This window comes from Corynebacterium sp. HMSC04H06 (assembly GCF_001815935.1).
Lineage (GTDB): Bacteria > Actinomycetota > Actinomycetes > Mycobacteriales > Mycobacteriaceae > Corynebacterium.
Genome location: NZ_KV823429.1, coordinates 1 through 23,405 on the forward strand (window position 1 = coordinate 1; position 23,405 = coordinate 23,405).

Here is a 23,405-nt window from a genome sequence, read left to right on the forward strand (position 1 = left end):
GTTCCCCTTGGCCTCTTGCGCCGCGGCGTTGTCCGCGCCGGGCTGCTCGCTGGCGGGAGTGATGCGCTCGACGGCCTCGAGGAAGGCCCGGTCCGACATCAGCGGAATGCCCTTGCGGTGGGCGTGCATGGGCTTGCCCACTAGGTCGGTGGTGACGTTGCAGACCACCAGAGAGGTCTCCCGGCTGAGTTTTTCCGAGTAGTTGAGCTCGTGCCGGGTAATGGCGGCGATGATCTCGTCCGGATCCGTCGTGATCTCTGGAGCCACAACGATCTCCATGCCCGGCTCCAGCTCGTGCCCGGGCCGGTAGGGGCCGGGGTTCTGGTGGATGCGCGGGGCCTCCTCCGCGTCGACGCGCAGGTGCGAGCGCTGCAGGCCGAATTTATCGCCGCGCACCTCGTCCGGGGTGGTGGTGGCCAGCGGCCCGCGCTCGGCCTGGGCGAGGTAGAGGGCCACGAGGAGCTCGGTGGCCTCGCGGGAGGACTGCGATTCCGGGACGTTGGCTCGCTCCGTGGTGGCGACCGCGCTCGGGGTCAGCACCCCGCAGTGGCGGGCGGTGGTGGCCAGCCGGATGTCCTCGAGCTGGGCGCCTTGGCGCCGCGCGGAGGCCAGCGTGTCGATGATCCGCTCCGGGGCCGGCACGTGGCCGACCTTCTGCCGGCGCCGGCGGTTGTTGCCGCGGTTGCGGTTGCGGCTCCGGTTCTGCCGGGCCGCGGCCGTCATGGCGCGCCGGGCTTCGGAGACCACGAAACCCCACGTGAAGGGGGTGTCGTGAACAACCAGGGTGCGGCCGTCCAAGAGGCGGTCCAGGGGCTTGAGGATCCGGGAGAAGCTCTGGCCGGCGGAGACCTCCTCGTGGCTGAGCCCGTGCAGGTGCCTAGGCCCGGGATCGCTGCCGGGGTTGAGGACGGCGTGGAAACCCTGGCCAACTTCCCCGGCGGCGTTGAAGGTTACCGCGTCCAGGGCCACGAGCCGGGCCGTGGACGGGTGGATGCCGGTGGTCTGCACGGTCAGGGCGACGAAGGGGAAGTCCGCAGCGGCGGTGGCGGACTGTTCCGCCGCGGCGTCCTCCGGACGCTGGGCGCGCGGGTCGTGTGGCTTGGGCGGGGTCGCCCCAGCCGTGGGCGCAGGCTCAGCCCCAGAGCCGGAACCGTTGTTCGGGCGCGCAGGTGAAGTACTCATTGAGGATAGTCTAGTTCACCGTTTTCCGCTGGGATGATTGGCAGGGCCCCTACCGCAAAGACTTGGCGCGGCGGCCCCACCCACACCATCCAGCGCGGCAACGGCCCCGCCTACGCCGTGTGGAAGGGGCCGGGGCCGGAGGTTTAAGAAGTCGGCTCTACCGGTTCAGTGGAGGGGTCGCCGCAAAAGTCACTTGGTTGGTCGTGGTGGTGGGGAGCCGGGGGCGTGGGCGCCTCGGTGGCCGGGGTGGTTTCGCTAGAGCGAGGAGAACCTGCCCGGTCGGTTGGGCACCAGCTGGCCGACGACTAGGCCGTCCACCCGCCTGTCAAAGCCGGCGCCGGCAGCGCGGGCGCCCCCGGGGAAGGAGAGAATCCTTACTCGGGGGCGCTGCGGGAAGCGTTAGGCCAGCGCGCGGTTGACCGCGGAGTCGATGGCGCGCAGGGAAGCGGTGGTCGTGGAACCGGCAATCCCTACACCCCAGACCTTGGTGCCGTTGACGTCGGCGGCGATATAGCAGGCAGCCTCCGCGTCGTCGCCGGCGCTGCGGGAGCGCTGCGAGTACTCGATGACCTCGAATTCCAGGCCCAGGGCCTCCAGGGCATTGGCATAAGCTGCGATGGGGCCGTTGCCGGAGCCGCGCACGGTGGAGTTATCCCCGTTGTAGACGACCTCAGCGCTCAACTGTGTGGTGCCGCTGGCGGCCTCCGCGTTGTCGATGGTGACGTGGACCTGCTCCAGCGGGGAGGTGCGATCCAGGTATTCCTGGGCGAAGATGTCCCACATGTTCTTGGAGTTAATCTCGCCGCCCTCGGCGTCCGTGACCGCCTGGACCACGGCGGAGAACTCACTCTGCATGGCCCGCGGCATGTTGATGCCGTGGTCGGTCTTCATAATGTAGGCAACCCCGCCCTTGCCGGACTGGGAGTTGACGCGGATGACCGCCTGGTAGTCGCGGCCCACGTCCTTCGGGTCGATGGGCAGGTAGGGCACCTCCCAGGTGGTCTCCCGCAGCTTGTCCCAGGAGACCTCCGTGTTGATGGCGCCCGGCACGACCTGGTCCGCCATGGTGTCCAGGCCCTTGTTGATGGCGTCCTGGTGGGAGCCGGAAAACGCGGTGAAGACCAGCTCGCCGCCGTAGGGGTGGCGCTCCGGGACGCGCAGCTGGTTGCAGTATTCCACCGTCTCGCGAATGGCCGGCAGATCCGTGAAGTCAATCTGGGGATCGACGCCCTGGGTCAGCATGTTCAGGCCCAGCGTGATCAGATCGACGTTGCCGGTGCGCTCGCCATTGCCGAACAGGCAACCCTCGATCCGGTCGGCGCCGGCCAGGTAGCCCAGCTCCGCGGCGGCGATGCCCTCGCCGCGGTCGTTGTGCGGGTGCAGGGACATGATGATGTCGGCGCGCCGGGCGAAGTTGCGGTGCATCCACTCGATGGAATCCGCGTACACGTTGGGCGAAATCATCTCCACCGTGGACGGCAGGTTGATGATCATCGGGTCCTCGGGGCTCGGATTCATGATGTCCACGACCGCGTCGCAGACCTCGACCGCAAACTCCAGCTCCGTACCGGTGAAGGACTCCGGCGAGTACTCCCAGCGCCAGTTGGTGTCCGGGTAATCCTGTGCGATGTCACGGATCAACCTCGCGGCGTCGGTGGCCAGCTTCTTGATGGCTGGCTTGTCCTTACGGAAGACCACGCGGCGCTGCAGCTTCGAGGTCGAGTTGTAGAAGTGCACGATGACGTTCTTGGCGCCGGCGCAGGCCTCGAAGGTGCGTCGGATCAGGTGCTCGCGCGCCTGGACCAGCACCTGGATGGTGACGTCTTCCGGGATCTTGTTCTGCTCGATGATCTCGCGGACGAAGTCGAAGTCCGTCTGGGAGGCCGAGGGGAAGCCGACCTCGATCTCCTTGTAGCCCATCTTGACCAACAGGTCGAACATGCGGTGCTTGCGCTCGGGGCTCATCGGGTCGATGAGTGCCTGGTTGCCGTCGCGCAAATCCACCGCGCACCACTGCGGCGCGTGCGTGATGGTCTTGTCCGGCCAGGTGCGGTCCGGCAAGCGGATGTCTTCTACCTCGGTGGCAAACGGCTGGTAGCGGCTTACCGGCATGGAGGAATTGCGCTGCTTATTCCAGGCCGGCTGGCCGTCCCGGCGGGGCCCGGCCGGGGTGGTGATTTCGCGCGGGGCGGAGATGAATGCGTCGTTCGGGCTCATGGTGTGGTTCCTTATTCTGTGTGGTCTTCGTTGTGGCTGCTATTAGCTGGTCTGCCTTAACGGGCGGCGGTCGCGGGCGAGGCCGTACGATCCGTGGCGCGGAGTATGCGCGTGGCACAAAACCAGGTGGTGGTGATGGGGTGAGCCCTCCGGCGAAGTGCGGGGCGGTCAGCGTAGGGGATGAGCCGGCACGGGCGCGGCGAGGTCACCGCGGCGGGGCGCTGACCGCAATTTGCCGGTTGGTGGAATGCAGTGCCTGCATCCTTTACCGACGGGCAAACCGGGCTGAGGCTAAATCCCGCCGCGGCTGATAAGTAGTAGCATCTGCCGCGAAGTCATGTGGCACAGACTACATGTGATTCCATGGGGTGGCAATTAAATTTTCTTTTATTTCATTATATGGGAAAATCCGGGCTGTGGCGACGCCCCGCGGGGACGGGCCCAGCCGCGCGCGGGGTGTGCTGCGGCTTCCCGTGCGCGCGGAGGGCGGCTACCATCTCCAGACGTGGAAGAAACCAAGAGTACCGGCGCACCCCCGCTGCACCGCCGCGACTGGGCAGGGGCCACGGCCGTCGGTCTGGGTGGTTCGGCCCTGCGCCTGGGGGTACTCGCGGGGATAGGGGCGGCCAACGACGAGCGCCTCGGGGATCTGCTCAACAAGTGGGACGCCGAGTACTACACGCAGATCGCCGCTCACGGCTACTTCGACGCCCAGATAGCCGGCGGCGGCCCGGCCTATGAGAAGACCCTGGCGTTCTTTCCCGGCTTCCCCTTCCTGTTGCGCGCCGGGCACGCGCTGACCGGGGTGCACTATTCCACCCTGGCGGTGGTGCTCAACCTCGCGCTGACCGTCGTGCTGGCCGCCGGGGCCATGGCCTTGGCCAACCGGGTGGCCTTAAGTTGTGGGGCCGCGCCGGGGTATGGCTATCGCCTGGCCGCGGCGGCGGTGGTGACCGGGGCGCCCATGGCCATCGTCTTTGCCATGCCCTATACCGAGGCGCTCTTCGGAGCGCTGGCCATCTGGGCCCTGGTGGCGCTGTGGGACAGGCGCTGGCCGGCCGCGGCGGCGCTGGTTTTCTGCCTGGGGCTGGTGCGCCTGACCGCGGTGGATATGCTCGCCGCCTTCGCCTTGGCCGTGCTGTTCTACGGCCGCCGGCAGTGGTCCGCGTGGGCCGGCCTGGCGGTCTCCGTGGTCCCGCTGGTGACCTACCTGGCCTGGGCGAATTCCCACCTAACCGCGGTGGGCGGGTACTTCGGGACCCAGCGAAAGCACTGGAACTCCGGCCTTGACGGCGGGCTGGCCAGCCTGCGTTGGGTGGCCACGAGCCTGACCAGCGCGGAAAACGCCGGTTTCCTGCTGACCACCGCCGTCATGCTGGCCGCCCCGCTCTGCCTGGTCCTGGCGTGGCGCCGGATGGGCCTGGCGCCGTGGTGGTTTAGCGCGGCGCTGATGGTCAACGTCTTGGCCTCTGACGGCATCATGCACTCGCGCCCGCGGCTGCTGCTGCCGGCGGTCATCGTCGTGCTGCCGCTGCTGGTGTCCGGCTTCCGCCGCCTGCCCGGCTGGGTCATGGGGCTGCTGGTGGCCCTATGGGTGCTATTCGGTGCCTGGTTTTCGGCCTACATGCTCGCCGTGTTCGAGTGGGCTATCTAGGCGGCTAACGCGGGTCGGCGGCTAGCGCGGTTCGCTGCGCGATTGCTCGCCGCTGCCGACGGACTGCTAGGAGAGCACGATGGTGGCCGCGATCATGAGGGCCAGGGCCAGGCCCATCACCGCCCAGCCGGTGGCGGAGGTGATCTGGAATTTCTCGCCCAGGATGGCATAGCCCAGTAGGAAGGCCACCATGGGCTCGACGATGGTCATCGCGGGCAGCGACTGCTTGAGCGGGCCGGCGTGGAAGGAATACTGCTGGACCACCGTGCCGGTGGCGGCGGTGGCGATAAGCGCGTAGAACTCCCAGCTGATCAGGAGCTCGCCCACGCCGGAGTGGGCGAAGATATCAACGACCGCCTTGGATAGCACCGCCACATATCCGTAAATGCCGCCGCAGATCGTGCCGAGCATCAGGGCTCGCTGGCTGCGGTGTCGCCAGCCGATGACAGTCAGCACCGCCATGACGGTGATGCCCACCAGCAGCGCCGGCGCCCAATCGGAGACGGCGGGCTGCGGCTTGCCGGCGCTGGGGCGGCCCAGGATGATGAGCGTGCCCACCGCGACGGTTAGTACCAGGGACCAGCCGATCTCCTGTCCGCTCATGCGGCGGCGGGAATACCAGGCGGCCAAAGGCAGCGTGAACATCAGGGACATGACCAGGATGGGTTGGACGATGAGCAGGGTGCCAAAGCCTAAGGCGATGACCTGCAAACCGTAGGCGGCCAGCGCGGCGAAGGTGCCCACCCACCACAGCGACTGGGTCATGGCGGTGCGCATGACTGAGGAGGGGGCATCGAGAGCAATCCGGTGCCGTACCACCGTCCCCCAGGCCACGGTCAGGGCCGAGGCCAAGGCAAAGAAGATGGCGACGAGATTGCTTAACACCTACCCAACCGTAGTAAATGCCACGGAATTTCGTGCCCATTGGGGCACCGATGTCGAGCAAAAAGCTCTACCATGAAAGAGGTGCATGTAAATGCTGGCTCCGCGAATTGCGCGGGGTAACATGAGCACTTGACTACCAACTGACAGGTATTCACGAAGACAAGTATTCGCGAAAGGTGGCAACAGCACGTGGCCTTAGTCGTTCAAAAATACGGTGGCTCTTCCCTGGAATCGGCCGAGCGCATCCGCGCGGTCGCAGAGCGGATCGTCGCCACCAAGAAGGCCGGCAACGACGTGGTGGTCGTGTGCTCTGCCATGGGGGACACCACGGACGAGCTGTTGGACCTGGCCGCCCAGGTCAACCCCGTGCCCCCGCGCCGGGAGATGGACATGCTGCTGACCGCCGGTGAGCGTATCTCCAATTCGCTGGTCGCGATGGCCGTGGAATCCTTGGGCGCGCACGCGCAGTCCTTTACTGGCTCCCAGGCCGGCGTGTTGACCACGGAGCGGCACGGCAACGCCCGCATCGTGGACGTGACCCCGGGGCGGATCACGGAGGCCCTCGACAAAGGCAAGATCTGCATCGTGGCGGGTTTCCAGGGTGTAAACAAGGAGTCGCGCGACGTGACCACCCTGGGCCGCGGCGGTTCGGATACGACCGCCGTGGCGCTGGCCGCGGCCTTGAACGCCGACGTGTGCGAGATCTACTCCGACGTCGACGGCGTCTACACCGCCGATCCGCGCATCGTTCCGGACGCCCAGAAGCTGGAGAAGCTGTCTTTCGAAGAGATGTTGGAGCTGGCCGCCGTCGGTTCCAAGATCTTGGTGCTGCGCAGCGTTGAATACGCCCGCGCCTTTAATGTTCCGTTAAGAGTTCGCTCGTCTTATAGCAATGACCCCGGCACCCTGATCGTCGGGTCGATGGAGGATATTCCCGTGGAAGAAGCAGTACTGACCGGTGTCGCCACTGACAAGTCCGAGGCCAAGGTGACCGTCCTGGGCATCCCGGATCGCCCGGGCGAAGCGGCCAAAGTCTTCCGCGCCATCGCGGATGCCGAGATCAACATTGACATGGTTCTGCAGAACGTCTCCTCCCTGGATGACGGCCGCACGGATATCACCTTCACCTGCCCGCGCGCCGACGGCCCGCGGGCCATGGAGCTGCTGTCCAAGCTGCGCGGTGAGGGCGACTGGTCCAACGTGCTCTACGACGACCAGGTCGGCAAGGTCTCCCTGGTGGGCGCCGGTATGAAGTCGCACCCGGGCGTGACCGCGGACTTCACCGAGGCTCTGCGCGACGTCGGCGTCAACATGGAACTCATCTCCACCTCGGAGATCCGTATCTCCGTGCTGACCCGCGAGGCCGACCTGGACAAGGCGGCCCGGGCGCTGCACGAGAAGTTCCGGCTGGGCGGCGACGAACCAGCCACGGTCTATGCTGGAACCGGACGCTAAAGCGCGCTGCAACAGCACCAACCACACAAGTACTGCACGTACAGGAGACAAGGAGTTTTCGAATCATGACCATCGTGGCGGTAGTAGGGGCAACTGGGCAAGTCGGCCGCGTGATGCGACAGATCTTGGAGGAGCGCAAGTTCCCGCTGGACGAGATCCGCTTCTTTGCTTCCTCCCGGTCCGCCGGCACGGAGCTGGAATTCGCCGGCCAGCAGGTGGCGGTCGAGGATCTGGCCAAGGTCACCGAGGAGTCCGTCGCGGACGTGGACATCGCGCTGTTTTCCGCCGGCGGTGACACCTCCCGCCAGTGGGCGCCCGTCTTCGCGGCGGCCGGCGCCACGGTCGTGGACAACTCCTCGGCTTTCCGTAAGGATCCGGACGTCCCGCTCATCGTGGCAGAGGTAAATCCGGGCGAGGCCAAGGATCTACCCAAGGGCATCATCGCGAACCCGAACTGCACCACCATGGCAGCCATGCCGGTGCTCAAGCCGCTCAGCGACGCCGCTGGCCTGCGCCAGCTGCACGTGTCCTCCTACCAGGCCGTCTCCGGCTCCGGCCTGGCCGGCGTGGAGACCCTCGCCGCGCAGGTCTACCAGGTCGGCGAGCACAACGTGGACTTGGTCCACGACGGCTCCCGCCTGGACGGTGAGGACACCGGCCCCTACGTCGCCCCGATCGCGTTCAACGCGCTGCCGATGGCCGGCAACCTGGTCGATGACGGCTCCTTGGAGACCGACGAGGAACAGAAGCTGCGCAACGAGTCGCGCAAGATCCTGGGCCTGCCGGATCTGAAGGTCGCCGGCACCTGCGTGCGCATCCCGGTCTTTACCGGCCACACCATGACCATCCACGCGGAGTTCGACAAGTCCATCACCCCGGACCAGGCCCTGGAGCTGCTGGGGAACACCCCGGGCGTGACGGTCGTGGACGTGCCGACCTCGCTGGCCGCCACCGGCATCGATGACTGCCTGGTCGGCCGCGTGCGCCAGGACCAGACCGTGGACGACAACCGCGGCCTCGTCCTGGTCGTCGCCGGCGACAACCTGCGCAAGGGTGCAGCGCTCAATACCATCCAGATCGCCGAGCTGCTGGTCTAAGCCAGGCATTTACCCAAAACAAAAGGCTCACCCGCACGGGTGAGCCTTTACTTGATCCCGCCGGGCGGGGGCTAGGCGCTAGTCCTGAGAGGCAGGGGAGGCGCCGGACTGCGGCGTGGAACCTTTTCCGCCGGCGTTGTCGGTCTGCGCGTCGAAGTCGAGGTCGTTGTCAACAGACGGAACCTCCGGCTTGGTATGCTGGACGTAGGTCACGGAAGGATCCAGGTCCTCGCGGTCGAAGTCCTCGAGCTCCTCGTCCGCCTCGAGCTCTTCGTAGATCTCCTCGGCGACGGTCTCCTCGAATTCGCCGGTGGCCATGTTGGAGGCCGCGGCCAGGCGGGCGAGCTCGCGCTCGTTCTTCTTGGTGAAGCGCTCGCGCGGATCCAGCTTGCGCTGCACCAGGGTGCGGGCGCGCATGCGCCGGTCGGACTCGTCCGTGAGCTTGCCGCGGCTGCGGATCCAGGTAAAGGACATCACGGCGATCATCAGCAGGCCGAGGTAGCCCAGGATCGGGTAGACGTTGCTGACCAGCTGCTGGAAGCCCACGAAGGACAAGACGAAGCCGATGAGGCAGGCCACGCAATAGACCGGGTAGAACAGCTGCGGCTTGGAGCGGGTCAGGCGCTTGCCCAGCGCGTAGAACATGCCCACCGCGGTGTTGAAGACCATGCCGTAGATGACAAAAGTCATGACGTAGCCCAGGGCCGGGTGGATGGTGTTGATGAGCTCCAGTACCGGCATGTCCTGGCCGTTGACGGTCGGAGCGACGAAGAACAGGGAGAAGACCAGCAGGGCCAGCAGGATCAGGTAGAGGATGCCGCCGATGAGGCCGCCCCAGCCGACGGCGCGGTTGTCCAGGAAGTTGCCGCCGATGACGATGGACATCGACACCGCGCACATGACGTTCAGGCCGGTGTAGTTCAGCGCGGAAATCCACCAGTTCGGCAGGGTGGTGTCCACGTTGCTGGTGGTCCACTCGTGCATCTGGCTGAAGTCCACGTCCACGGTGAGGATGGTGTAGCCGGTGGCCAGGACGATGAAGATGACGATGAACGGTGTGATGGTGCCGATGACGGTGGTCACGCGGTCCACGTCGAGTAGGCCGACCAGCAGCACCAAAACCAGCATGACGGTTCCGCCCACCCACACGGGGACGCTCGGGAACTGCTGGGTGATATTCGAGCCGCCACCGGCGAACATCACGAAGCCGATGCTAAACAGCGTGGCCAGCGTGGACCAGTCGAGGATTCGGGACGTAATCGGCCCGGAGACCTTCTCATAGACGGCGGTGTGCTCCGAGGCCTGGAAGTAGGAACCCAGCTGCAGGATGGAAATGCCGGTGATCATCATCAGTCCGGCGGCCAAGGAGATGCCGATTAGGCCCCATTCGCCGAATGCCACGAAGTACTGCATGGCTTCCTGGCCGGAGGCGAAGCCGGCGCCGACGACGACGCCGATGAACGCCATCGAGATAGCTATGGCGCGTTTAAACATAGAAGTCAAACCCCAAATCTGTTATCAAAAAAGCAGCGTAGCCCGAGGCGGGCCTAAAACGTACGGTTTATGAACTTACCCGTTTCCGGCCTGGTTTTCCGGGCAAACACCAGATAGACCACCCGGAAATTCACAATGCTAACCGGCCGGCCACGTGTCCCGGCCTGGATGTGCCCAGCTTTTCACGCCTTTGTCACTAATTGGACACAATCTGGCCCTGGCGCCGGAGGCTTAAGGGTTTGGCCTTAGTGTTCTTCCCCTGTACTCGGTTCCAGTAGTCGGTCCTAGCGCGAATCTAGCGTTCGGAGTTCTGGCCGGCCTCGGTGGCGGTGATGAGGTCCTTCCGGGCGCGGGCGACGCGCGAGCGGATGGTGCCGATGCGCACCCCGGTGATCTTGGCGGCCTCCTCGTAGGTATAGCCCAGCACCTGGGTCAGGATGAGGGCCTCGCGGCGGTCGGCGGGGAGGGCGTCGATGAGCGCGCGGGCGTCGATCCAGTCGCTCCAGGTGGCGGAGTTTTCCAGGGCGGGGGCCTGGGCGGCGGCGTCCTCGTAAGAGGTGGCGGACTTGCGGGGCCGGGCCATGTCGTGGCGGATGTTGTCCACCCAGGCGCGGCGGGCGAGGGAGAGTAGCCAGGTGCGGGCGGAGGACCGGGCGGCGAAGCGGGGGAGGGCGGAGATGACCCGCAGGTAGGTTTCCTGCGCTAGGTCGTCGGCATTTTCGGGCCCGGCCAGGTGGGCCAGGAGGCGCCAGACGTCGTCCTGGGTGGCGCGGATGAACTCCGTCAGCGCGCGGCGGTCACCGCGCCCGGCGGTAAGTGCCAGGTCGGTGACGCGCGCGTCGTCGGCTGCGGAGTGGTGTTTCATCATCCTGAATTTACCAGGCACCGAATCCGGTTTTGGACCTACACTGGGGCTAGGCAGGGGGCTGCACGAACCCTGACTGAGGCAAACCTATCAATAGTTGGAGTTTGTTTGCCACCCACTATTAAATGGGCTAGACTATAGGCTAACGGCTTTTAATAGCTGACCGATATTGCCACTGAAGGAGGCATACCCCATGACTCAAGATTCTTCTGCAGCAGACCAGATCCTGGGCCGCGGCAACCGCGCCGCTGGCGAGGGCCAGACCACCCGCCCGTCCGGCCAGCCGGTTGCGTCCGAGAACCGTTCTGTCACCGCCGGCCCGCAGGGCCCGAACGTACTCAATGATGTTCACCTGATTGAGAAGCTGGCACACTTCAACCGCGAGCGGGTCCCGGAGCGCACCCCGCACGCCAAGGGCCACGGCGCATTCGGTGAGCTGCACATCACCGAGGATGTCTCCCAGTACACCAAGGCCAAGCTCTTCCAGAAGGGTGCCGTTACCCCGATGGCCATCCGTTTTTCCACCGTCGCCGGTGAGCAGGGCTCCCCGGATACCTGGCGCGACGTGCACGGCTTCGCCATGCGCTTCTACACCGAGGACGGCAACTACGACATCGTGGGCAACAACACCCCGACCTTCTTCATCCGTGACGCCATTAAGTTCCCGGACTTTATCCACTCCCAGAAGCGCCTGGGCACCAACGGTCTGCGCAACGCGGATATGCAGTGGGACTTCTGGACCCGCTCCCCGGAGTCGGCGCACCAGGTGACCTACCTGATGGGTGACCGCGGTACCCCGAAAACCTCCCGTCACCAGGACGGCTTCGGCTCCCACACCTTCCAGTGGATCAACGAGGAAGGCAAGCCGGTCTGGATCAAGTACCACTTCAAGACCCGCCAGGGCTGGGACTGCTTCACCGACGCCGAGGCGGCGGAGATGGCCGGCCAGAACGCCGACCACCACCGCGAGGATCTCTACAACGCCATCGAGCGCGGCGACTACCCGGTCTGGGACGTCAAGGTCCAGATCATGCCCTTCGAGGACGCGGAGAACTACCGCTTCAACCCCTTCGACCTGACCAAGACCTGGTCGCAGAAGGACTACCCGCTGCACGACGTGGGCTACTTCGTGCTCAACCGCAACCCGCGCAACTTCTTCGCGCAGATTGAGCAGCTGGCCCTGGACCCGGCCAACCTGGTCCCGGGCGTGGGCCTGTCCCCGGACCGCATGCTGCAGGGACGCGTGTTCGCCTACTCCGATCAGCAGCGCTACCGTATCGGGCCTAACTACAAGCAGCTGCCGGTCAACCAGCCGCTGAACGCGGACAAGGTCAACACCTACGAGCACGAGGGTCCGATGTCCTTCCTGTTCAACGACCCGCAGGATCCGGTCTACTCCCCGAACCGCTACGACAAGGGCGCGGGCTACCTGGATGACGGTGAGACCTCCAACCAGCACGATGACTTCGGTCAGGCTAGCGATCTCTACGTCAACCCGGACCCGCACGGCACCGACCTGTCGCGCGCCCCGTACGTCAAGCACGCCGAGGATGATGACTTCATCCAGCCGGGCATCCTCTACCGCGAGGTCATGGATGACGGCGAGAAGGAGCGCCTGGCCGACAACATCACCAACGCCATGGCTGGTGTGTCCGAGCAGGTCGAGCAGCAGGTCTACCACTACTGGGATCAGGTAGACGAGAACCTGGGCAAGCGCGTCCGCGAGCTCTTCGCCGAGAAGAAATAGCCAGCGCGCTGATCCAGTCGTTCCACCCGGCTGGAAACGACCACAGATAGCTAGTACCCCGCGGGAAACCGCGGGGTACAGTACTTTTATACTGAATCAGCCTCCTCGCGCGCCGCAGAGCGGTAAGCGCCCCGGCCGGCCCGGTACCGGGGCGGTCGCGCCGCTAACCAAGTCGGGAATAAAAATGGCAGCAGTGGGCGAAACGGCGCGCCTAGCCGAAGTAATAGGTGCTGGTAGATATCGTTTCTTAGTATGAACGACGCCCGCCTTGCTAGCCCCGCCAGCCCTACTGCCGCCGCGGATTCCGCGGACAGCGACCGCCAACCCCACCGCTTCCGGTCTGGGCTGGCGGCTTTGATCATTCTGGTGCTGCTCGCCGCCTGCGCCGGCATCGCTGCCGCGGTGGGGATGAGCCCGGAGAAGGCCTGGAACTCCGCCGACTCGGAGGAGGGAGTGACCGGCGCCCCGGCCGCCGATGCCCCCGCCGGTATCGATCCGAACGAGCTGGTCGACGCTCGCCGCGCGACGGGCGAGGCCCAGAGCCAGGCCGGCTTCCTCAAGTCCGGCACGCAGCAGCTGGCCGACGGCACCGGGCAGCTCAAAGACCGCACCGGGGAGATCACCGGCGGCGTGGACCAGCTCAGCCAGGGCACCCAGGAGCTGGTGGACGGCTTGGTGCAGCTGCAGGCCGGCACCGGCCAGCTGGGAGCGGGCGCAACCGAGCTCGCTGACGGGGTCGGCCAGGCCGTCGACCAGATAACCGGCATCGAGGTGGTGCGCGGGCAGATCCTGACCGCCATCGATGGCGCCCTGGGGGACCTACGCGGCAACGACTCCGCGGACGCGAAGAAGCTGCGCGGTCAGCTCAAAGACCTGCGCGGCCAGGTCGACACCTTCAAGATCGACGAGTCCATCACCGGGGAGCTCAACCGCCTCAAGGACGGCTCCCGCGAGCTATCCAATCAGCTGGCGGTGCCCGGCTATGCCTACCACGACGGCATCTACTCCGCGACGGAGGGCGCCAAGCAGCTCAACGCCGCTATCGGGGAGCTAGACGGCGGCGCCGACGAGGCCGTCAACGGCATTAACGAGCTGGACGAGGGCGCGCGCAAGATCGACGGAATGGCCGATCAGAACAAGACCAAGGTGGAATCCATCCAGCGCGCCATGCCGCCGGTCCAGTTCGCCGCGGACGGGCAGGACGTCGGCCCCTCGCGGCTGTTGGCCCCGGTGGTGGCCATGCTGATCGCCGCGCTGGTCATGCTGGGCGGTATCGGTCTAGGCTGGCTGTCCACCCAGCGCGGGTGGCTGAGCCTGCTCGGCGGCCTAGTCGGCCTGGTGGCCGCCGGTGAGGTGGCCCTGTTCGTGCTCGCCTCCGGACTGACCGCCGCCGCGGCCGCCATCGGCGCCGGCGTCTTCGCCCTCGCCGCGGTCACCGCCGCGGTGGTTACCCGGGCGCTCATGGGGCTGCTGGGCCGCTCCGGCGGCATGGTCGCCGCGGCCTGCCTGGGCATCGTGCAGGTGGGCGTGGTCGGCTGGTTCTGGAAGTCGGTCGCGGCCAGCGATGCCCCGACCTACTGGCAGGTCATCGCCAACCTGCTGCCGCTGAACTGGGCCACCAACGCCCTGACCGTGGTGGGCAACGGCGGCCAGCAGTCCCTGCTGTGGATGTCGCTGGGCGTGCTCGCGGCCGTCGTCGTCATCGGCGGCGCCGGCGTGTGGTGGGCTAATCGCTCCAGTGCCCGTCCGTCCCGCGCCTAGGTGCTAGCGGGGAAGAATTAGTTGCCTTGGGGGTCCTCGAGGGCCTCGGGCTCGCCGAAGTACTGCTCGGGGATGGGGCGCGGCTGCGGGTTCTGCGCGCGGAAGAGCTGCAGGCGCGGGCGCCAGTTGCGGGGGTCGGTGTCGTACTGCTCGAGCTCACCAGTCTCCCGGTTGACAAACGTCGGGCCCAGCTCCTGGTCCGGGTGGGCCGGGCTGAAAAGCCAGTGGGTGTCGGTCTCGGCCGCGCCGGAAAGCGGCCCGCGGTGCTGGTAGGCCTTGGCGGCTGCGTCCTGGAATTCCATCATGGTTGTCCAATCTAGCCCATTTCTTGGCCGCGTCGGGCCGGTTCTCCTTGCGCCTGCCGGTGTGACGTTTGCCCACCCGGGGCGTGCTCGTGGGGAGCAGCGATTTCCACCCAGATTTTAGGATGAATGAAAATGCGCAGCATACGGCGGTGATGATTTTGTCAGCTTTATGTCGCAAGTGGAGAGACCTTAACAGGATTCTGTGAAAGTGCTGGTGAGCTAGGATCTGACACTTCTGGGTGCTAGGCTAGGTCTTGCTCACGTAGTCCGCTTAGGGGGCGGACTAGCGGTTTAAATCCGTTGTGAGTGATAGGGAATAGGGGCGGCGCCGCAGCTGTAGGGATGCGGCGCCGTTTCCCTGTATCTAGGGGGATAACAAGAAAACTCGGCCGCAGTTAGGCCGGTGCGTCAGGGGCCTGGCACAGGAGCGCCTCGGCCAGGGGGAGAAGATTGTCCACGAGTTCTTCGGTGCTGGCTTCGGCGGTTGCCGAATACTCCATGAGGTAGCGGGTAATCGCGACTCCTAGCAGCATGCTGCCCATGACGGGGAAGAGCGCAATCTGTTCGGGGCTGAAGCGCTCTTGCAGGATGGAGGTCTGTTTGATGGCGTCAAGGAAATTCGCGCTGAAATAATCGCGCAGGCGCTCAGCTGCAAACTCGGAACCGATGCCCGCGCGGACGATAGCGCGCAGCCGCGGGCCCGTGTACGGGTCCTCCCAATTGTGGAAGTAGGTCAGCAGCATGTCCCGCAGATCCGTGCTGCGGCCGATTGTCGCGGGCACGGTCAGGAGGGTCTCCACGGCGGCATCGAAAAGTCCGGCCTTGCTCTTGAAATAGTGCATGACCAGCGCGGGGGTCGACGTCGGCGGCGCGGCTGAGTCAAGCGCCGAATAATCGGCAGAAAAGCCCGAGGTCACGAGTGGGGCCTCGGGCTTTGGTGAAGGCAAAACGACTGAATCAATCCAGCATGGTTTAAGCTGGGTCACACTAACGAAAACGGTGTGGCGAACCTCGTGAATCGTCTGGATAAGGAGCCGGCATGCAAACCCCACTCGGCCTGACCCTCATGGGCCTGGCCATCATCATTATTACCGTGACCATTCTGATCCAGGGGCGGACGACGCCGCTGGTGCCCATGACCATCGTCCCGGTCGTCGGCGCGCTGATCGCCGGGTTCGGGTTCGGGGAAATCGGGGACTTCTTCGAAGAAGGCCTGGGCTCGGTCATGAACGTCGTGGCGATGTTCATCTTCGCCATCATCTTTTTCGGGATCTTGCAGGACGTCGGGCTATTTAACCCGGTGATCCGGGCGCTTATCACCGCCACCCGGGGCAACGTCGTCGCGGTGACCGTGGGCACGGCCGCCATCGGCATCGTGGCGCACCTGGATGGCTCGGGGTCTACCACCTTCCTGCTGACCATCCCAGCGCTGCTGCCGCTGTATACCGCGTTGCACATCTCCCGCTACGTCCTGGTCACCATCGTCGCGCTGGCGGCATCCGTGATGAACATGGTCCCCTGGGGCGGGCCGCTGGGGCGCGCGGGCTCGGTGGTCAACCAGGAAACCCACCAGATCTGGATGCACCTGCTGCCCATCCAAGGCGTGTGCGTGGTGATGGTCCTGGCCATCGCCGCCGCGCTGGGCGTGTGGCAGAAGCGGCGCATCGCTAAGCTGCGCGCCGCCGGCCAGCTGGAAGGGGAGGAGGCCGTCGACGTCAACGCCATCGCCAACGACTTCATCCGCAAGCAGAAGCAGGAGCAGGAGGACAAGGGCTTCCGCAACCGCACCGGCCGGGTGGTGACCATTCTGAACGTGGCCGTCATCCTCCTCGTGCTGGTGGCTCTGCTTTCTGGCCTGCTGCCGCCGGCCCCGGCCTTCCTGTTGGCCGCGACCGTCGCATTGCTCATCAACTTCGACTCCCAGTCGGAGCAGACTGACGCCCTGCGCCGCCACGCCCCGAACGCGCTATCCATGGCCGGCATCATCCTGGCCGCCGCCATGTTCCTGGGCGTGCTCAACGGCGCCGGCATGCTGGAGGCCATCGCCCAGCAGCTCATCGCCATCCTGCCGGCGTCCGTGGGGCCGTACCTGCACGTCATCATCGGCCTGCTGGGCGTGCCGCTGGACCTGATGACCTCCACGGACGCCTACTACTTCTCCATCCTGCCCATCGTGCAGGAAACCGTCGCCAACTTCGGCGTCAGCGGCATGGGCGCGGCCAGCGCCCTTATTATCGGCAACGTCATCGGCACGTTCGTCTCCCCGTTCTCCCCGGCCCTGTGGCTGGCGCTGGGCCTGGCCCGCGCCGACATGGGCAAGTACTTGAAGATCGCCTTCCCGCTGGCGTGGGCGTTCTCCCTCGCCATCGTCCTGGTGGCCTTCGCCTTCGGGATGCTGGCCTAAGGGCAGCAGGGCTAGGCAGAAGAAAACCCCGCTCTCACTGAAAATGAGAGCGGGGTTCGTGTTGGTCGGGATAACAGGATTTGAACCTGCGACCTCCTCGTCCCGAACGAGGCGCGCTACCAAGCTGCGCCATATCCCGGCGACCGTTCTTTGCGGTACCGGAATACTGTAACGCACTTTCTTCCCAACTAACAAAACGCCTGCACAGCGGGTGTGTATTCGGCGCGTGTCGGGGAGGCGTTGGCTAAGGGGTCTACTAGGAGTCCCGCTCGGTGATGCGCAGCAGTGTGGCCGAGGGGCGGCAGAAAATGCGCACCGGCGCGTACTTGGACGTGCCCAGGCCGTTGGACACGTGCATCTTCATCGGCCCGAAGTCGTGGAGGCCCTGGACGCGGGCTCGGTCGATGTCGCAATTGGTCACCAGCGCCCGGGAGCCCGGCAGGCAGATCTGGCCGCCGTGGGTGTGGCCGGACAGGGACAACTGGTAGCCGTCCGCGGCGAATTGCTCTAGCACGCGCGGCTCCGGTGAGTGGAGCAGGGCCAGGCGGAGATCCGAGCCCGGGTTCGGGGCACCGGCTATCTCGGAGTAGTCGTCCAGATCGTGGTGCGGATCGTCCACGCCGGCCACGGCCAGGCGCACGTCACCCACCTTGAACTCCAGGCGGGCTTGGTTCGCGTCGAGCCAACCGTGCTCCACGAACGCCGCGCGCATGTCCTTCCATGGCAGGTCCACATAGGACGGCTCGCGCTTGGCTCCCCACAGGTACTTCAGCGGGTTGACCGGGCGCGGGGCCCAGTAATCGTTGGTGCCGAAGACGAACAGGCCGGGCCGCTGAAGTAGCGGGCCCAGGGCGCGCAGGACATCGGGGACCGCGGCGGCGTCGGAGAGGTTGTCGCCGGTGTTGACCACCAGGTCCGGCCGGAGGGTATCGAGCGCGGAGACCCAGGCGATCTTTGTGTCCTGGCCCGGAATCATGTGCAGATCGCTGACGTGCAGCAGGCGGAATTCTTTGTCCCGGCGCAGCGTGCCCGCCGGCAGCAGGGGAAGGGTGTATTCCTTGAGCTCGAACTTGTCTAGTTCGGTATAGCCCCAGGCCAGGGTCGCGGCCCCGGCGGCGGCGAGGACGCCGATGCTACTGAGTGCACTCGTCGATTTTTTCACGCCGTCCAGCCTACCTGGCGTATCTTTTTAGGTATGAGCAACCTCAAAGAAACCATCCGTGCCGATCTGAAAACCTCCATGAAGGCCAAGGAGAAAGAGCGCACCAGCGCCATCCGCTCCCTGCTGGCCGCCATCCAGGCAGACGAGACCATCGGCTCCCGCCACGAGCTGACCGATGAGGACGTCCTCAAGGTTATCGCCCGCGAGATCAAGAAGCGCCGCGAGTCCGCCGACGTCTACCAGGAAAACGGTCGCTCGGAGCTGGCCGAGGCCGAGCTGGCCGACGTGCCCTACTTCGAGGCCTACCAGCCCGCCCAGCTGGACGACGCCGAGGTCGAGCAGCTCGTCGCTGAGTCCGTCGCCGAGGTCGAGCAAGCCACCGGGGAGGCCGCCAGCATGAAGCAGATGGGCGCGGTCATGAAGGCCGCCAATGCGAAAGCCGCCGGCAAGCGGCTCTCAGACGCGGTCAAAGCGCGCCTGCAGGGCTAGCGGCTAGCTGCGGGGGAGGATAAACTACAGTCCGAACAGCCCGCGCAGATCGTTGGTGAAATTATCGATGTCGCGCTGGGAAATCAGCGGCTCGGGGCGGCTCTGACCGCCACCACCGCCACCGCCGCGGCCGGAGGGGGCATCGTTAGCAGCCGGGGAGGGGCTGGAAGCGCCCGTGCTGTTGGAGTCGGCGGTGCCCGACGAGCTGCCGCCTCCGCCGGAGCCGTCCGATAACTGGACGCGGACTGTCGCGCCCTCCTTGAGGCCGGCGGCGCTGGGCACCACGCGCACCACGCGGCCGTAGGGGGTGTCGCCGCCGATGACCTGGGTGGTCTCCACGTTCAGGCCCTTGCCCTCGAGCACGCGGCGGGCCTCAGCCTCGGACTTGCCCCGCAGGCCGTCGAGGACCGCGTCGTTGTTGGTGCCCTCGCGGTACTTCTCGTCGCCTTGCGCGACATTGCCGCCTGCGGCCTGCGGGACCTGGGTGGCGAAACCGAAGAAGGTCTGTGCCGGCTCGTCGCCGCCGTACATGCTACCGCTGCCGCACTGGCGGGTCGGGCCCGTGCACAGCGGGGAGGTCGAGGTGCCGTCGTTGAAGATATACGGCGCGGCGGCCACGCCGGAGTTGAATCCCAAAAAGGCCGCTGACTGGTGCGACTCGGTCGTACCGGTCTTGGAGGCGGCCTGGCCGGAAAAGCCCATGGATTTGGCGGCCTCCTCCGCGGTGCCGTGGTCCATATCGGCGGTCATGGCGTCCGACAAGGCGTCCGCCACACCCTTGTCCAGGGCGCTTTCACAGGGCGTTTCCTCCAGGTAGACCTGGTTGCCCTCCTTGTCCGTGACGCTGGTGATGGGGTTCGGCTCGCACCACTTGCCGCCGGAGGCGATGGTCGCGCCGACGTTGGACAGCTCCAGCGGGTTGACCGCGGTCGGGCCCAGCGTGAACGAACCCATGGGGGCTTCCTTGGCGAAGTCCGCCAGGGCGGCGTCGCCGTAGGTGCCCTTGTCCTCGTAGGAGCGCATGCCCAGATCTACGGCCATGTCCACGATGGCCTCGATCCCTACCTGTTCGGAGAGCTTGATGAAGGTTGTGTTGGGGGACTCGGCCAGCGCGTCCTGGAAGGTCAGTGTGGGCTTGTAGGTGCCCGCGTTTTCCACGCAGTACTTGTTGGTCGGGCAGCCGTCCGCGCCGCCGTGGCCCAGGCCCTCGGCCTCGTAGCGGGTGGGAACATCGAGCAGGGACTGGGTGCCGTAGCCGCCCTTGAGTGCCGCGGCGGCGGTAAAGATCTTGAAGACCGAGCCGGCACCGTTGCCCACCATGGAGTACGGCTGGGGCAGGATGGTCTCCGCGTTGTCTAGGTCGAGGCCGTAGGTGCGGGAGGAGACCATGCCCAGCACCTTGCGGGAGTCCTGGCCCGGTTCGACGACGTTCATGACCTCGGCCACGCCCGGGGTGGTTGGGTCGGTCTGCGCGTCCACGCTTTCCTTCGCCGCGTCCTGGACCTGCGGGTCAAGGGTGGTGTTGACCGTGTAGCCGCCGTGCTTGAGCTCCTCGGTCGACAGGCCCTTTTCATCCAGGTACTGCAGCACGTAGTCGCAGAAGAAGCCGCGGTCGCCGGCGCCGATGCAGCCGTTGGCCATCAGGTTGGGGCTTTCGAGCACGCCCAGCGACTCGTCGGCAAAGCGGTCCGCGTCCGCCTGGCTGAGGTAGCCGTTATCGGCCATGGACTGTAGTACCTGGTTGCGCCGGTCGGTGGCGCCTTCCGGGTTGGTGTACGGGTTGAGGTATTCCGAGGACTGGACCATCCCGGCCAGCAGGGCGGACTGCGGCACGCTCAGGTCGGCGGCGGGGATGCCGAAGTAGGTCTGCGCGGCTGCCTCGATGCCGTAGGAGTGGTTTCCGAAGGGCACCAGGTTCAGGTAATTGGTCAGGATCTGGTCTTTGCTCAGCTCCTTATCCATCTCCGCGGCCATGCGGATCTCCCGCAGCTTGCGGGGGATGGACTGCTCCGTGGCCGCGGTGCGCTCCTCGTCGGTCTGGGCCGCGACTAGCAGGAGGTAGTTCTTCACGTACTGCTGGTTCAGGGTGGACGCGCCCTGAGAGACTCCGCCGGCGGCGAGGTTGCTGGCCAGCGCGCGGAAGTTGCCCTGGAAGTCCACGCCGTCGTGCTCGTAGAAGCGGTGATCCTCGATCGCCACGATGGCGTCCTTCATCGACTGCGAGATCTGATCCGGCTCGACCGGGTGGCGGCGCTGATCGAAAAGGTAGGCCAGGTCCTCGCCCTGGGCGTCTTTGATGGTGGTCACCCCGGGGGCGGCGCCGGCGTTGAGCTCGTCGATGTCGGACTCCATCGTGGCGCCGGTGCGGGCGATGGCTACCGACGTGATACCTGCAATGGGGGCGAAGGCGACGGCGATGAGCACCCCAACCAGGAGGGTGGCTAGGGCGATCTTTGCCAGAGGTCTAGAAGCATTCACGCGTTATACCCTACGTTGCTTTGGTCTGCGGGGAAATACGCAACTCCTGTTGGCGTGAGTAAAGCTATGAGAAATGGGCGAACTCACAGCGCGCTGTGATCTGAGCGAACACCCCCTAAAGTGTGACCTGTTAGACAGCTAATCGGTGCTGTTAATACACTAACCGTAGGCATCATGACGACTGTTAGTCACGCCGCGCAGACGGTGCGTTAGCGCGTGGCAGTAGATGGCTCACCGAAAGGAGTGCAACCCTTCCATGACTTTAAGCCTGCAGGGTTCTGGCCAACGCACGAAAGCTACCGGCACGGCCTCCGGTTTCGAGCGGGGTGAGTGGATTACCCAGGCCAAGTGCCGCAACGGCGACCCGGATGCGCTTTTCGTGCGCGGGGCCGAGCAGCGCAAGGCGGCCGTCATCTGCCGCCACTGCCCAGTCATGATGGAATGCCGGGCCGACGCCCTAGACAACCGCGTCGAATTCGGCGTCTGGGGCGGGCTGACCGAGCGCCAGCGCCGCGCCGTGCTGCGTAAGAACCCGGACGTGAAGAACTGGGCCAACTACCTGGCCGGCGGTGGGGAACTGCACGGCATCTAAGGACTGGGCGGCGCGCGAGCCAGCTCGGTTAAGAAAGAGTGAGAAACTGTGAGAAAACGTCCCGCAAGACCGATGTCTTCGGGGCGTTTCTTCGTCTAAAATGGGCACCATGACTAAATGGGAATACGCGACCGCGCCCGTACTCACCCACGCCACCAAGCAGATCTTGGACACCTGGGGTGAAGACGGCTGGGAATTGGTGACTATTACTCCCGGGATGAACCCGGAGAACGTCGTTGCATATTTCAAGCGTGAGGTGGAATAACACATGAGTTTTAAGAAGCGACTGGAAGAGCTGGGCTACGAGCTGCCGCAGGTGGCCAAGCCGCTGGCCTCGTACGTGCCGGCCCTCAAGGTGGGCAACCAGGTCTGGACCTCGGGCCAGCTGCCCCTGGTCGACGGCCAGCTGCCGGCCACCGGCAAGGTCGGCGCCGAGGTTAGTCTCGAGCAGGCTCAGGATCTGGCCCGCCGCAGCATCCTCAACGCGCTCGCGGCTGTCGATGCCGAGGTGGGCCTGGACAACGTCTCCCGCGTCCTGAAGGTCGTGGGCTTCGTCTCCTCCGATCCGGACTTTGTGGACCAGCCCGAAGTCATCAACGGTGCCTCGAATCTCATCGGTGAGGTCTTCGGGGACGCTGGCCAGCACGCTCGCTCCGCCGTCGGTGTGGCAGTTCTGCCGAAGAACTCCCCGGTGGAAATCGAGCTCATCGTGGAGATCTCTTAAAGATCGGATAGGGTGGGATTTATGGAGCATCCTGCATATAGCCAACTTCGCCCGGTGACTCGTTCAGCGGGCGTTGTCCTGTGCGACAACCCCAGCTACACGGCCCTTGAGGGGACCAATACCTGGATCATCCGCGCGGCGGAAGACGCCAAGTCAATCGTCGTGGATCCGGGCCCGGAAGACGAGGGAAACCTCAACGTCATCCGCAACAATGCTGGGGAAATCGGCCTCATCGTACTGACCCATCGGCACAATGACCACGCCGACGGGGCCAACCGGCTGCGCCAGCTGACCGGGGCGCCCATCCGCGCTTTTGACCCGAACTACTGCTCAAGCGGTAGCGAAGCACTGCAAGACGGGGAGAGCATCTCTCTGGACGGGGTCACCCCGCAGCTCGAGGTGGCGCACACCCCAGGCCACACAGCGGATTCCACGTCCTTCTTCGTCTGGAGCGGCGAGCCGCACAACTCCCACCTAGAGGGCATCATCAGCGGCGACACCATCGCCGGTCGCCACACCACGCTGCTCTCGGAGACCGACGGCGACTTGGGGGACTACCTGGAGTCGCTGGCCATGCTTGAAGAGCGCGGCAAGGACGTGCCACTGCTGCCGGGCCACGGCCCGGATCTGGAGGACACCTCCGCGATGGCGCGCAAGTACATCGACCGTCGCCACTACCGCCTGGATCAGATTCGCACGCTGCGCCAGGAATACGGAGAGGACATCGAGCTGCGGGCCCTCATCGACAACATGTATGACGACGTCGATCCGGTCCTGCGCCACGCGGCCGAGCAATCGACCCGCACGGCGCTGAAGTACCTAGACGCCGAAAAGAACAGCTAAGAGACCCTTCCCAGGGCACTTGCCTCCCCGCCCCCCTCACTGCCTCGCGCG

General features: G+C 65.6%; 20 protein-coding genes and 1 tRNA gene. 11 read left to right on the forward strand and 10 right to left on the reverse strand.

Annotated elements, in window-relative coordinates:
* Both HMPREF3067_RS06240 and leuA read right to left on the reverse strand, forming a co-directional pair.
* A partial coding sequence (locus HMPREF3067_RS06240) for a DNA polymerase III subunit epsilon (RefSeq protein ID WP_246819253.1) occupies nt 1–1,182 on the reverse strand: 1,182 nt, incomplete at its 3' end.
* A 399-nt stretch (nt 1,183–1,581) separates the two neighbouring features.
* Complete coding sequence (gene leuA, locus HMPREF3067_RS06245; protein ID WP_070768870.1) at nt 1,582–3,399, reverse strand: 2-isopropylmalate synthase; 1,818 nt, start codon at nt 3,397–3,399, stop codon at nt 1,582–1,584.
* A gap of 505 nt (nt 3,400–3,904) precedes the next feature.
* Here leuA and HMPREF3067_RS06250 point away from each other — a divergent pair.
* Nucleotides 3,905–5,053 (forward strand): mannosyltransferase family protein, encoded by a 1,149-nt coding sequence (locus HMPREF3067_RS06250; protein ID WP_070768871.1) that lies wholly within the window; start codon nt 3,905–3,907, stop codon nt 5,051–5,053.
* A 66-nt stretch (nt 5,054–5,119) separates the two neighbouring features.
* Here HMPREF3067_RS06250 and HMPREF3067_RS06255 read toward each other — a convergent pair whose 3' ends face one another.
* Nucleotides 5,120–5,938, reverse strand: a complete 819-nt coding sequence (locus tag HMPREF3067_RS06255) for a DMT family transporter (protein ID WP_070768872.1) — start codon at nt 5,936–5,938, stop codon at nt 5,120–5,122.
* 189 nt (nt 5,939–6,127) lie between these two features.
* On the opposite strand from HMPREF3067_RS06255, the gene HMPREF3067_RS06260 reads away from it, so the two are divergent.
* Nucleotides 6,128–7,393 carry an aspartate kinase gene (locus tag HMPREF3067_RS06260; protein WP_070768873.1) on the forward strand — a complete coding sequence of 422 codons (1,266 nt, stop codon included), beginning with the start codon at nt 6,128–6,130 and terminating at the stop codon, nt 7,391–7,393.
* Nucleotides 7,394–7,458: 65 nt separating this feature from the next.
* Nucleotides 7,459–8,490, forward strand: coding sequence for an aspartate-semialdehyde dehydrogenase (locus tag HMPREF3067_RS06265; RefSeq protein ID WP_070768874.1), 1,032 nt, complete (start codon nt 7,459–7,461; stop codon nt 8,488–8,490).
* Between the two features lie 78 nt (nt 8,491–8,568).
* On the opposite strand, the gene HMPREF3067_RS06270 is transcribed toward HMPREF3067_RS06265, so the two are convergent.
* Both HMPREF3067_RS06270 and HMPREF3067_RS06275 read right to left on the reverse strand, forming a co-directional pair.
* Nucleotides 8,569–9,984, reverse strand: coding sequence for a YkvI family membrane protein (locus tag HMPREF3067_RS06270; protein ID WP_070768875.1), 1,416 nt, complete (start codon nt 9,982–9,984; stop codon nt 8,569–8,571).
* A gap of 295 nt (nt 9,985–10,279) precedes the next feature.
* Nucleotides 10,280–10,849, reverse strand: coding sequence for an RNA polymerase sigma factor (locus HMPREF3067_RS06275; protein ID WP_070768886.1), 570 nt, complete (start codon nt 10,847–10,849; stop codon nt 10,280–10,282).
* Nucleotides 10,850–11,042: 193 nt separating this feature from the next.
* Here HMPREF3067_RS06275 and HMPREF3067_RS06280 point away from each other — a divergent pair, with 193 nt between their 5' ends.
* Together HMPREF3067_RS06280 and HMPREF3067_RS06285 are read left to right on the forward strand one after the other, a co-directional pair.
* Nucleotides 11,043–12,596 carry a catalase gene (locus HMPREF3067_RS06280; RefSeq protein ID WP_070768876.1) on the forward strand — a complete coding sequence of 518 codons (1,554 nt, stop codon included), beginning with the start codon at nt 11,043–11,045 and terminating at the stop codon, nt 12,594–12,596.
* 252 nt (nt 12,597–12,848) lie between these two features.
* A complete protein-coding gene (locus HMPREF3067_RS06285; RefSeq protein WP_070768877.1) occupies nt 12,849–14,357 on the forward strand; it encodes an ABC-2 transporter permease in 1,509 nt (502 codons plus the stop codon).
* A gap of 17 nt (nt 14,358–14,374) precedes the next feature.
* Here HMPREF3067_RS06285 and HMPREF3067_RS06290 read toward each other — a convergent pair whose 3' ends face one another.
* Both HMPREF3067_RS06290 and HMPREF3067_RS06295 read right to left on the reverse strand, forming a co-directional pair.
* Nucleotides 14,375–14,662, reverse strand: coding sequence for a peptidase M23 (locus HMPREF3067_RS06290; RefSeq protein ID WP_070768878.1), 288 nt, complete (start codon nt 14,660–14,662; stop codon nt 14,375–14,377).
* Nucleotides 14,663–15,057: 395 nt separating this feature from the next.
* Nucleotides 15,058–15,609 (reverse strand): TetR/AcrR family transcriptional regulator, encoded by a 552-nt coding sequence (locus HMPREF3067_RS06295; RefSeq protein ID WP_168166953.1) that lies wholly within the window; start codon nt 15,607–15,609, stop codon nt 15,058–15,060.
* Between the two features lie 92 nt (nt 15,610–15,701).
* Here HMPREF3067_RS06295 and HMPREF3067_RS06300 point away from each other — a divergent pair, with 92 nt between their 5' ends.
* Entirely contained in the window at nt 15,702–17,066 is a 1,365-nt protein-coding gene (locus tag HMPREF3067_RS06300) for a CitMHS family transporter (protein WP_070768880.1), read from the forward strand.
* Between the two features lie 62 nt (nt 17,067–17,128).
* On the opposite strand, the gene HMPREF3067_RS06305 is transcribed toward HMPREF3067_RS06300, so the two are convergent.
* Nucleotides 17,129–17,205, reverse strand: a tRNA-Pro gene (locus tag HMPREF3067_RS06305).
* Nucleotides 17,206–17,322: 117 nt separating this feature from the next.
* A complete protein-coding gene (locus tag HMPREF3067_RS06310; RefSeq protein WP_371259778.1) occupies nt 17,323–18,228 on the reverse strand; it encodes a metallophosphoesterase in 906 nt (301 codons plus the stop codon).
* A gap of 33 nt (nt 18,229–18,261) precedes the next feature.
* On the opposite strand from HMPREF3067_RS06310, the gene HMPREF3067_RS06315 reads away from it, so the two are divergent.
* Nucleotides 18,262–18,717: a GatB/YqeY domain-containing protein gene (locus HMPREF3067_RS06315; RefSeq protein WP_070768881.1), complete on the forward strand. Its 456-nt coding sequence runs from the start codon at nt 18,262–18,264 to the stop codon at nt 18,715–18,717.
* A gap of 24 nt (nt 18,718–18,741) precedes the next feature.
* Here the strand turns inward: HMPREF3067_RS06315 and HMPREF3067_RS06320 are convergent, their stop codons facing one another.
* A complete protein-coding gene (locus tag HMPREF3067_RS06320) occupies nt 18,742–21,195 on the reverse strand; it encodes a transglycosylase domain-containing protein (RefSeq protein WP_070768882.1) in 2,454 nt (817 codons plus the stop codon).
* Between the two features lie 256 nt (nt 21,196–21,451).
* Between HMPREF3067_RS06320 and HMPREF3067_RS06325 the strand changes: the two genes are divergently transcribed.
* The 4 genes from HMPREF3067_RS06325 (at nt 21,452) to HMPREF3067_RS06335 (ending at nt 23,354) form a co-directional block, all read left to right on the forward strand.
* Nucleotides 21,452–21,787, forward strand: a complete 336-nt coding sequence (locus HMPREF3067_RS06325; protein WP_070768883.1) for a WhiB family transcriptional regulator — start codon at nt 21,452–21,454, stop codon at nt 21,785–21,787.
* Nucleotides 21,788–21,896: 109 nt separating this feature from the next.
* Complete coding sequence (locus HMPREF3067_RS11245) at nt 21,897–22,052, forward strand: Sp36 family protein (RefSeq protein ID WP_168166954.1); 156 nt, start codon at nt 21,897–21,899, stop codon at nt 22,050–22,052.
* Nucleotides 22,053–22,055: 3 nt separating this feature from the next.
* Nucleotides 22,056–22,511 (forward strand): RidA family protein, encoded by a 456-nt coding sequence (locus HMPREF3067_RS06330; protein WP_070768884.1) that lies wholly within the window; start codon nt 22,056–22,058, stop codon nt 22,509–22,511.
* Nucleotides 22,512–22,532: 21 nt separating this feature from the next.
* The gene (locus HMPREF3067_RS06335; RefSeq protein ID WP_070768885.1) at nt 22,533–23,354 is read left to right on the forward strand and encodes an MBL fold metallo-hydrolase; all 822 of its coding nucleotides are present in this window, start codon (nt 22,533–22,535) and stop codon (nt 23,352–23,354) included.
* Nucleotides 23,355–23,405 lie beyond the last annotated feature (51 nt).

Bases quoted from the DNA above. Each gene is read 5' to 3' on its own strand.
- leuA (WP_070768870.1), bottom strand. From the start codon at position 3,399: ATGAGCCCGAACGACGCATTCATCTCCGCCCCGCGCGAAATCACCACC.
- HMPREF3067_RS06265 (WP_070768874.1), top strand. From the start codon at position 7,459: ATGACCATCGTGGCGGTAGTAGGGGCAACTGGGCAAGTCGGCCGCGTG.
- HMPREF3067_RS06270 (WP_070768875.1), bottom strand. From the start codon at position 9,984: ATGTTTAAACGCGCCATAGCTATCTCGATGGCGTTCATCGGCGTCGTC.
- HMPREF3067_RS06275 (WP_070768886.1), bottom strand. From the start codon at position 10,849: ATGAAACACCACTCCGCAGCCGACGACGCGCGCGTCACCGACCTGGCA.
- HMPREF3067_RS06280 (WP_070768876.1), top strand. From the start codon at position 11,043: ATGACTCAAGATTCTTCTGCAGCAGACCAGATCCTGGGCCGCGGCAAC.
- HMPREF3067_RS06285 (WP_070768877.1), top strand. From the start codon at position 12,849: ATGAACGACGCCCGCCTTGCTAGCCCCGCCAGCCCTACTGCCGCCGCG.
- HMPREF3067_RS06290 (WP_070768878.1), bottom strand. From the start codon at position 14,662: ATGATGGAATTCCAGGACGCAGCCGCCAAGGCCTACCAGCACCGCGGG.
- HMPREF3067_RS06300 (WP_070768880.1), top strand. From the start codon at position 15,702: ATGCAAACCCCACTCGGCCTGACCCTCATGGGCCTGGCCATCATCATT.
- HMPREF3067_RS06315 (WP_070768881.1), top strand. From the start codon at position 18,262: ATGAGCAACCTCAAAGAAACCATCCGTGCCGATCTGAAAACCTCCATG.
- HMPREF3067_RS06325 (WP_070768883.1), top strand. From the start codon at position 21,452: ATGACTTTAAGCCTGCAGGGTTCTGGCCAACGCACGAAAGCTACCGGC.
- HMPREF3067_RS11245 (WP_168166954.1), top strand. From the start codon at position 21,897: ATGACTAAATGGGAATACGCGACCGCGCCCGTACTCACCCACGCCACC.
- HMPREF3067_RS06330 (WP_070768884.1), top strand. From the start codon at position 22,056: ATGAGTTTTAAGAAGCGACTGGAAGAGCTGGGCTACGAGCTGCCGCAG.
- HMPREF3067_RS06335 (WP_070768885.1), top strand. From the start codon at position 22,533: ATGGAGCATCCTGCATATAGCCAACTTCGCCCGGTGACTCGTTCAGCG.